We start from the raw sequence: 7559 nt of genomic DNA on the forward strand, positions 1-7559 counted from the left end.
ATTAACACATGCGTCTTCAAACTGACAATCATTGAAACTTTTGCCCCAAATGGGGGGGCGTCCATCGAAGTCGGCTTGAAGTATGCCGGACTCTTAAGAGACGTTGCGCCCCACGTTGAATCGGCATTTGCGGGTAAAGGAAAAAGGGACTCACTCTTCCCCTAGAATCCTGTCCCATGCCGCAATGTGGTTTCGGAAGCCGTACTCGACCATCTCGAATTTTCTGCCCAAATTTTTGGCTGCGACCCCAAGCGTCCCGGTGCCGGCAAAGGGATCAAGAATGGTGTCGTCTTCTTTGCTCAATGCGGTAACCAGAGTCTCAATTACCGACAATTTTTTTTGCGTTGGGTGAAGGGTCTTTTCGCCCTTCTTGGTTGACCATTCCTCATCGGGGTCAGGCATCATCCGTTCATTCCCTGATGTTTTTCCAGCGACCACATAATTTTTATAGCGGCCTTCCTTGTCGAAATATGAATTTTCTGAGCACACATGCAGCCCGAGTTCGAAGCTCTCCTGAAACATCCCCTTGTTGGTGCCTCGTGAATCCGGTTTGCACCAGGCATATTTGCGCAACTTGGTAAAATAGCGGGAAAGCTCTCGATACCAATCGCCGAATTGGAAATCCGAGCAGAACACAAAGACATTGCCGCCAGGTTTCAGAACGCGATGGAATTGGTAGGCTAGAACGTCGATCCGAAGCTTTTTGCAATCCCAATCCTTGCCGGCGATACCGATCTCGAAAGGCGGGTCGGTGATTATGGCCTCGTACCGGTGGGAAGGACAATTCTCCAAAAAAAGGAACGCATCATCGTTGTGGATGTCGCCGTCTTCGGACGACGAGGTTACCCCCAGATGGTCTTGTTTCCGTAAATCAATCACGAATCACCTGCCACCGGCTTTCCATACGTCGGCTTTTGGTTTTCCAAGATGAATTCCCGCATTCGTTGAAGCGATTTTGAACTCAGCCCAGGGTTGAGAGCTTTGCGCCGCTTGGCTCGTTCTTTGGGATTTGCAATCGTGTGGCAACTGTTGGCGGCATTAGCCATTTCCGGGTCATTCTCCAGTATGCTCATCAGCGCTCTATACGTGTCGTTGTGCATGGTGACGAGAACGATTCGAACGAACTCCGGAACAGGAAGGTCATAGGCAAGGGAGAAGTCGAGTACCCGATCCAGTGGAATCGAAGCGTCCCCCTTTTCGATCTGGGATATGAACGAGCTGGAGCACCCCAATTTCTGGGCGACCCATCTGAGGGGCTTGTGCCGATTCTCCCGGACAATCTTCAGATAAAGCCCGACTTCTTCTTTCAACAATTGTTCCGGGGTCTTCACAGGGGTGAGGTCAACGTCGTCATCTTCGGCCATGGTTAATCAACCACCTTGTTAACAGTGTTAAGCAACTAGTTGTTTAACACTGTTAATAAATAAGTTGATAATCAGCAGCAAGGGATTTGTTGCTTTTTTGGGGTGGATGCGTGAGCAGGGACCTGAGGATATCCCTTGAGCCGGAGTCGAACCCGCCATCCCTCTCGCCGTCGCCTGCGGTAATCACGACGCAAGCAAAGCCGTCGGGGCAAGGCCGCCCGGCTCGCCGGGTGCCCGAAGGGCCTGGCCTTGCTCCGGCGGCTGCTTGCGTCACGCTCGTGGAAAATCGGCGGGAGGGAAAGAAATCGTGCCGCCGGAGCTTGCGCGAAGGTTTCGTGGCGTCATATGGTAGGGCATATCCACCGGATAAATTGGTCACCAAAAGGAGGTATGACGCACCTAAGGCGCGTTCATAAGTTTTGACGAAGTCTAAACTGATGAACGCTTAAGCAGGCACTAACACGCCGTAACATCTAACACTTCGCTGCCGTTCATTTCCAAACGGCACGCTTTCACATCCTAACGCCAGGCTGAAACACAGCACCCCCGCCGGGCAAACGACAGGTATCTAGAAATCTGCCGTTGTCGAAATTCCCCCACGGCCACCCCTTATGCGCAGGACGAACGAGCCTGCGTGGTGGCACCCCTTATTGAATGGATTCTCAGGATTTTTCCTCCTGTGGGAAACGGACATTGATTTGTCCCGTGTCGGTTGTTGTGTGGCGCATTCGCGCCATAGGCAGGTCATTTCCCGGCAAACGGAGAAAGTCCGACCTGCTTTGTCCCGGGGCACTGCCTCGAACTTCAGGAAGGAGATCCATATGAAATCCATCAGTCTGGTACTGGGCGCGAACAGGGCAACCTTGTCCGGCCCGCGCTCGAAACAGCACAGAATCCGGCAGAACGCCAAAGCCTTCGCAGGCCGGTTGCGTGAAGCCGGGTTTGGGGTCCGCAAATGGACCAACATTTCCAACAAACATTTTGCGGCGGTGGCCGCCAAGATGAAAGAACAGGGCGTGGGTGACGGGCGCATAGCTGAAATTTTTTCGGCAGCTCGTCACCTGTGCGAAGCATACGGCAACACCCGCATCAGCCCGACCAACGACGTGTTCGGCGTGAAGCGCGGGACCATTGCCAATGCCAACAGCAAGGCGGTTGCCCCTGAATTCGTCTTGGGGGCAATCGCCAAACTGGAAACCGAATCGTCATACGAACACGGTCCCCGGTGCGCCGCTCAGATCCGGCTTCAGTACGAACTGGGGCTCCGACGCGAAGAATCGGCAAAAGTCGATCTGATCAACGATTGGGACAAGGAAGGCCGCACTCTTCACATCCAGTATGGCCCGAAGGGTGGTCGCCCCAGGACGCTGCACAATCTCTCCGATCGGCAGCAGGATGCTCTTGAGCGAGCTCTGCCATACGTCAGCCAATCCGACAGGCCGGGGATTCATAATCTCATGCCGAGCGGGATGGGCGACAAGTGGCAGGAAAAGCTGTCCTACGCGGCCAGGCTTTGCGGGTTCACCAAGAAGGAAAGCGGGTGGACGCTGCACAGCAATCGTCATGAACGGTTCCATCGCATGTACGTCGAGCACACGGGTTTTCAGCCACCCAACCAGCATGATTCCGTGGAATCTTTCCAGAAGGCTGCACGGGGCACCGCTGGGGACGAATGGCCTCGGCTCGACGCCGAAGCCCGTAACGACATCGAAGTCACTGCAGGCCATTCCCCTGGCCGCCGTGACGTATCCGACGCCTATCTTGGCTGTTCCCGTTAGAAGAAGCCCCGCCATTTCCGGCGGGGTTTCCTTTTGGGCGTGAGGCTGCCTGGAGATGAATCGCCTGAGCGATTCATCTCCAGGCAACCGTCCCCTCCGCCCGTCGGCTTGTGGCCGATGGGCGGGGAGGACTTTCGCCCCCTGATGAGCGACTCATCGAAAAAAGTGAAAATACCCTATCCCGATTCCTTGAGGTCAAAGGTGCCGGTGTGCTTAAACTGAAGGGTTGGCTGGGAGTCCCGCACCGGGACAGGTGTTTAACCCTTTGGTTTAGGTCGCATGTCGAACGCATTGAAAGTCAAGGATGTCGCCCGAATCCTGAATTGTTCGGAAAGCCTGGTCAGAACTCCGGCCATGCTTTCCGCGCTGGGGGCTTTTCGGATCGGTAAACGGGGCATCCGATTTCACCATGATCTGCTCAAGGCGTACATCGCCAGGGGCCAGGTCGGCCATGCAGAAAAGACGCCAGTCACGGACGAAGGCGGAAGTCGGTCGGATTTGACGGATCGTCATGGCATTTGGTAACTTCAATGATGGTAAGCGACCTTCCCTGCAGGAGAAATGATGCCTTACAAGGAAGGAAAACGGTGGAGGGGCGTGGTGCGTTTCACCCCGACACATGGTCCGATCATCAGGCGCACGAAGTTCTTTGAAACCAAGAAACAGGCAGGGGACTGGGAAGGCGAAACCGTCAAGGCATTGAAGGTGGCCGATCAGAGAAACCCTGCCAAGGCCGATGTGATTGGCCGGGCTCTGACCGTGACGGAATGGGCGAATCGTTACCTCGATCACGTCGAGGCAACGATGTGCCGGAAGACCTACAACGAAAAGCGGTTGGCTTTCCAGCGACTGGGGTCTTTCCTCAGGGACGACCGGTCGCTGGTCGGGCGAATCAGCCTTCACGTGGCTCTGGAGCATCTGGCCAAGGTCTCCAGGACGGTAACCGGGAATTCGGCGAACAAGGATCGCAAGAATCTCGCCGCCGCCTGGGTTTGGGGAATCAAGTACCTCAATCTGGACAGGGACAATCCCTTCCAGCATGTGGACAGGTTCCCCGAGGATCGCCACCCGCGCTACGTCCCGCCGTTGGGCGACTTCCGCAAGGTGGTGGACCTGGCCGGACCTCGTCGTAGGCAACTGCTGTTGCTGGCCTTCCATACCGCGCCGCGCAGGAGCGAGCTCTGGAAGCTCAAGTGGAGCGAGGTGGACTTCGGTTCCGGGCTTGTCGGCTACTGGACACGGAAGCGGCGAAGCGGAAACGCGGAATTCGATGAGCTCCCCATGTCCGCAGGGCTTCGAGCCAAGCTGGCCGAATGGAAGCTGGTGTCCGGCGCCGAGGATCTGGTCTTCGGCAATCGGTTCAACGGTCTTCTGGACCCGAACAATCGGTGGCTGAAGCGGTTGTGCGCCGAAGCCGGGGTAAAACCGTTCGGTTTTCACGGCATCCGCCACCTGGCTGCCCGAGTGGCTATCGACAACGGTGCGACCATCATGGAAGTGAAGCACCTGCTCAGGCACAAGTCCATCGCCACGACCCAGCGCTACATCCTCCGGACGAAGAAGACCACCGGTGCCGTGGATGCCCTGGATGCGGCCCTGGCCGATGCGGTCGGAGGCCGAGCCCGGAAAAATGACACTTGCGGGTGACACGTGGAAAGGAAAAGGCCTTACGCGGTGTGCGTAAGGCCTTGTATTTCCTTGGCGTCCCCAAGGGGATTTGAACCCCTGTTAACGGCGTGAAAGGCCGCCGTCCTGGACCAGGCTAGACGATGGGGACGCAAATTTGGCTGGGCTGCAAGGACTCGAACCTTGATTAACGGAGCCAGAACCCGTCGTCCTGCCAATTGAACGACAGCCCAGCAGCGAGAAGATGATTTAAGGGGTAGGCCTCTTTATGTCAACTTCTTTTTTGCAGAAATTACACGGCGCGGGCGAGCCGGCGGGTGCGCTTCTTCAGTTTGGTGATCAGGCGGCGCAGACGATCGCGCTGGGCGCGGCCTTCGGTCTCGCTCTTCTGCACGCGCAGGGCGCGGATCTGACGCTTGATCTCGTGAATTTGCTTCTTGTACGGGGAGATCTGCTCCTCTTCGACGATGCCGAAGACGTCCTTGATCTCCTGGACCAGCTGGTCCTTTTCCTTGCCGGAAGCGCCGGTGATCATGGGGAGCTTGTCGATGCACAGGGCGCGCAGCTCCTTGGCGGTCATCTTTTCCAGCGGCTTGGTCAGGCCAAGCTCGTCAAAGGAAATTTCTTTTACTTCTTCACTCATGGTGTACTCCTTAAAAAAATGCCCTGAGGCGGAATTCGGTTATGAGTCGTCAAACATGCGCTGGTACGCCCGGTAACATCTGCCAACCGGCGAATCCGGGTCCAGCTTTTCATTCAAGCTGCCTAACTTCTCAGGTTTTTTAAGTTTCCTCGGAGGCTTAGGGGCCTCCGGCCGGGTCTCCCCGTCCAAAGGAACTCTGCCGTTTAGCAGTTCGAATACCACTTTGTCAAAGACTTCCTTGCCTAAAAATCCATTGATCCGCTCCAGGATCATCGGGCCGAGATAATGGGCCTCCTGCATGACGATGGGATCGTCCGCCGCCAGGACCAATCGTCCGCCGCGATGCCCCAGGGGGCGGGCCATGCGGGCCACGTCGCCGAGCAGTTCGTCCCAGGCGCGCCACAGCCGGACCAGGTCGCGGCCGCCCGCGCGGTCCAACCCTTTGAGCAGGTCGGGCAGGGCCTCGCCCACGCGTTGGGCCTTGCGCCGCCGCCCGGTGCGGTCCGTAGTGCGTCTGTATGCCATGAATCAGTTCCCCGCGCCCTTGGGCGTCAGCTTGATGGTCACGATGGATGGTTCGAGCACGTAGGCCTCGCCGCTGCGCTCCTGTTCGTCCACCTCCTTGGCCGTCCGGGAGGCCACGCCCTCCGGGCCGCCGCCCAGGATCATCCCGGAGATGACCCCGTCGCGCAGGGCCTTGTCCGGTTGGAACCGGCGGTGCAGCACGACCTCCTCCTGCTCGTAGCCGTCCTTGACGATGGTCAGCAGATGGTCGGACTTGCGGTCCAGGCTGACCGAGCAGGGCGTGGACGCGCACGTCTTCTCGCCGTCGGCGTACACGGTTGCGCCCAGCGGATCGGTGGACACCGGAATTTTCTGCCTGGGCACGCCGCAGGCGCTGAGCGTCAGCAGACCGGCGAGGCAGGCGAGAACGGCAAGGGTGCGGGCCATGTCTTCTCCTAGATGCACGTGCGGGCGCGGTAGTTGACCAGCACGGCCGGGCAGCCCGGCGAGAGCGCCACCTGGATGGTGGTCGAGCCCACCGAGGGCTTGGCGTGGTCCTCGCTGGACGAGTACTGGGCCATGATGACCAGGTCCGCCTCCTGCCAGCGGGCCTGCTTGAGGATCTCCACGTACGGCACGCCCTCCCAGCAGTGGAATTCGTGGCTGATGCCTTCCAGCGCCCGGGCGTACCGGCTTTGCATGCGGCCTATGGCCTTGTCGATGAAAATCTGCATGGACTGCATGTAGTAGGCCGGATTGGGCGTGGCCTGGCCCACATCGAGGACGTGGAAGATGTCCAGGTGCGCGCCGAAGGACGTGGCCATCTGCACCGCGTAGCACAACGCCGAATCCGACGGCGTGGAAAAGTCCGTGGCCATGACGATGCGCTTGATCCCCGCCCCGGCGGGCACGGTATTGGTGACCACCATGACCGGGCAGAATACGTTGGCGCAGACCTTGCGGATGGTCGTGTCCACCACGCCCCACATGCGGTCGGCCCGGTACGGGGGCTGCGTGTGGTGCCCCATGACGATGAGATCGACGCCCTCGGCGTGGATGATCTTGAGCATCTGCTCGTGAGCGCTGCCCGTGGACACCCGGATGGAATGGGGGATGTCCTTGAGATCGTCCTTGTAGAAGTCCTCGATCTTGGCCTCGGCCGAGGCGATCATCCTGTCCCGGTCCTCCGGGTCGTCGAAGGAACACCACGCGTCCCGCTCCAGGGGCAGGCTGTGGAACAATATCACCTCCGCGTTCCGAGAACGGGCCAGGTCAAAGGCCGCCCGGGGAGCGGTCTGCGAGTCGATCTGCGGTGTCGCCGCCAACAAAATCTTCTTGAACATGTCGAGCTCCTTGTCCGGCCGGTGGAATCCCGGCAGCGCTTCGCCAACCGGTTTGGCGAATGTCCTAGCATACTATCGCAAAAATCCTCCGGCCAGGGCAAGCATAATCCAAGCCGCGCAACGTTTGCAAAAAAAAGGAGGGAAAGGATGCCTCCGGCGGTCGGGGGAAGGGGGGAAGGGAACCCTTTGAGAAAAGGGTTCCCTGTGCAACCGGAAACATGGGTAACACTTCTGCCCGGGTACATGGGTAACACTTTTATTGTTCGTCCACCGGTTCCGGGGGCCTGATCAGGCCCCCGGA

At 58.3% G+C, this 7559-nt stretch carries 9 protein-coding genes and 2 tRNA genes; 3 read left to right on the top strand and 8 right to left on the bottom strand.

Translation table 11 applies throughout. The features are described from left to right. Nucleotides 1-150 precede the first annotated feature (150 nt). A complete protein-coding gene (locus AB6M95_RS14235; RefSeq protein ID WP_338668032.1) occupies nt 151-879 on the bottom strand; it encodes a DNA-methyltransferase in 729 nt (242 codons plus the stop codon). Continuing rightward, nucleotides 876-1364, bottom strand: coding sequence for a helix-turn-helix domain-containing protein (locus tag AB6M95_RS14240; protein ID WP_207264524.1), 489 nt, complete (start codon nt 1362-1364; stop codon nt 876-878). The genes AB6M95_RS14235 and AB6M95_RS14240 overlap by 4 nt, the downstream gene beginning before the upstream one ends. Nucleotides 1365-2185: 821 nt before the next feature. On the opposite strand from AB6M95_RS14240, the gene AB6M95_RS14245 reads away from it, so the two are divergent. From AB6M95_RS14245 to AB6M95_RS14255, 3 genes are all read left to right on the top strand, one after another. Beyond that, complete coding sequence (locus AB6M95_RS14245) at nt 2186-3142, top strand: integrase domain-containing protein (RefSeq protein ID WP_371387411.1); 957 nt, start codon at nt 2186-2188, stop codon at nt 3140-3142. Between the two features lie 279 nt (nt 3143-3421). After that, nucleotides 3422-3667 (top strand): helix-turn-helix domain-containing protein, encoded by a 246-nt coding sequence (locus tag AB6M95_RS14250; RefSeq protein ID WP_371387412.1) that lies wholly within the window; start codon nt 3422-3424, stop codon nt 3665-3667. 39 nt (nt 3668-3706) lie between these two features. Next, nucleotides 3707-4789 (top strand): tyrosine-type recombinase/integrase, encoded by a 1083-nt coding sequence (locus tag AB6M95_RS14255; RefSeq protein ID WP_371387413.1) that lies wholly within the window; start codon nt 3707-3709, stop codon nt 4787-4789. 52 nt (nt 4790-4841) lie between these two features. Here the strand turns inward: AB6M95_RS14255 and AB6M95_RS14260 are convergent. The 6 genes from AB6M95_RS14260 to AB6M95_RS14285 form a co-directional block, all read right to left on the bottom strand. Continuing rightward, nucleotides 4842-4919, bottom strand: a tRNA-Glu gene (locus AB6M95_RS14260). A 7-nt stretch (nt 4920-4926) separates the two neighbouring features. Beyond that, a tRNA-Gln gene (locus AB6M95_RS14265) sits at nt 4927-5001 on the bottom strand. A gap of 59 nt (nt 5002-5060) precedes the next feature. After that, nucleotides 5061-5411, bottom strand: coding sequence for a hypothetical protein (locus AB6M95_RS14270; RefSeq protein ID WP_371387414.1), 351 nt, complete (start codon nt 5409-5411; stop codon nt 5061-5063). 39 nt (nt 5412-5450) lie between these two features. Next, entirely contained in the window at nt 5451-5936 is a 486-nt protein-coding gene (locus AB6M95_RS14275; protein ID WP_371387415.1) for a DciA family protein, read from the bottom strand. A 3-nt stretch (nt 5937-5939) separates the two neighbouring features. Continuing rightward, nucleotides 5940-6362, bottom strand: a complete 423-nt coding sequence (locus AB6M95_RS14280) for a PEGA domain-containing protein (protein WP_371387416.1) — start codon at nt 6360-6362, stop codon at nt 5940-5942. An 8-nt stretch (nt 6363-6370) separates the two neighbouring features. Further along, nucleotides 6371-7258 carry a universal stress protein gene (locus AB6M95_RS14285; protein ID WP_371387417.1) on the bottom strand — a complete coding sequence of 296 codons (888 nt, stop codon included), beginning with the start codon at nt 7256-7258 and terminating at the stop codon, nt 6371-6373. Nucleotides 7259-7559: the final 301 nt, after the last annotated feature.

The sequence above is a fragment of the Pseudodesulfovibrio karagichevae genome (genome assembly GCF_041414475.1).
GTDB classification, from domain to species: Bacteria; Desulfobacterota; Desulfovibrionia; order Desulfovibrionales; family Desulfovibrionaceae; genus Pseudodesulfovibrio; species Pseudodesulfovibrio karagichevae.